1 rRNA gene is annotated in these 1,037 nt (G+C 54.8%); it reads left to right on the top strand.

Annotated elements, in window-relative coordinates:
- Positions 1-1,037 (top strand): 23S ribosomal RNA (locus tag HMPREF3098_RS10335); the annotation flags it as partial.

A 1,037-nucleotide genomic window follows, 5' to 3' on the forward strand; every position in this document is an offset into this window, starting at 1 on the left:
GGGTGAGGCGTGATGCGTACCCGTTGTGGGGATGTTGGTGATCCTATGCTGTCGAGAAAAGCCTCTAGTGAGTGCATACATGGCCCGTACCCATAACCGACACAGGTGGTCAGGTAGAGAATACTAAGGCGATCGGGTGAACTGTGGTTAAGGAACTCGGCAAATTGCCCCCGTAACTTCGGGAGAAGGGGGACCACTGCTGGTGACAGACTGGTTTTGAGCTGGTGGTGGTCGCAGAGAATAGAGGGAAGCGACTGTTTACTAAAAACACAGGTCCGTGCGAAGACGGTGAAGTCGATGTATACGGACTGACGCCTGCCCGGTGCTGGAAGGTTAAGAGGACCTGTTAGACCCCTTGTGTGGGTCGAAGCGGAGAATTTAAGCCCCAGTAAACGGCGGTGGTAACTATAACCATCCTAAGGTAGCGAAATTCCTTGTCGGGTAAGTTCCGACCTGCACGAATGGCGTAACGACTTCCCTGCTGTCTCAACCACAGGCCCGGCGAAATTGCAGTACGAGTAAAGATGCTCGTTACGCGCGGCAGGACGAAAAGACCCCGGGACCTTCACTATAGCTTGGTATTGGTGTTCGGTTCGGTTTGTGTAGGATAGGTGGGAGACTGTGAAGCGGCCACGCCAGTGGTTGTGGAGTCGTTGTTGAAATACCACTCTGATCGTATTGGATATCTGAACCTCGGCCCGTGATCCGGGTTAGGGACAGTGCCTGGTGGGTAGTTTAACTGGGGCGGTTGCCTCCCAAAGAGTAACGGAGGCGCCCAAAGGTTCCCTCAGCCTGGTTGGCAATCAGGTGTTGAGTGTAAGTGCACAAGGGAGCTTGACTGTGAGACTGACAGGTCGAGCAGGTACGAAAGTAGGGACTAGTGATCCGGCACCGGCTTGTGGAAGCGGTGTCGCTCAACGGATAAAAGGTACCCCGGGGATAACAGGCTGATCTTCCCCAAGAGTCCATATCGACGGGATGGTTTGGCACCTCGATGTCGGCTCGTCGCATCCTGGGGCTGGAGTAGGTCCCAAGGG

Origin of the sequence: Corynebacterium sp. HMSC28B08 (assembly GCF_001806865.1) — a bacterium.
GTDB classification, from domain to species: domain Bacteria; phylum Actinomycetota; class Actinomycetes; order Mycobacteriales; family Mycobacteriaceae; genus Corynebacterium; species Corynebacterium auriscanis.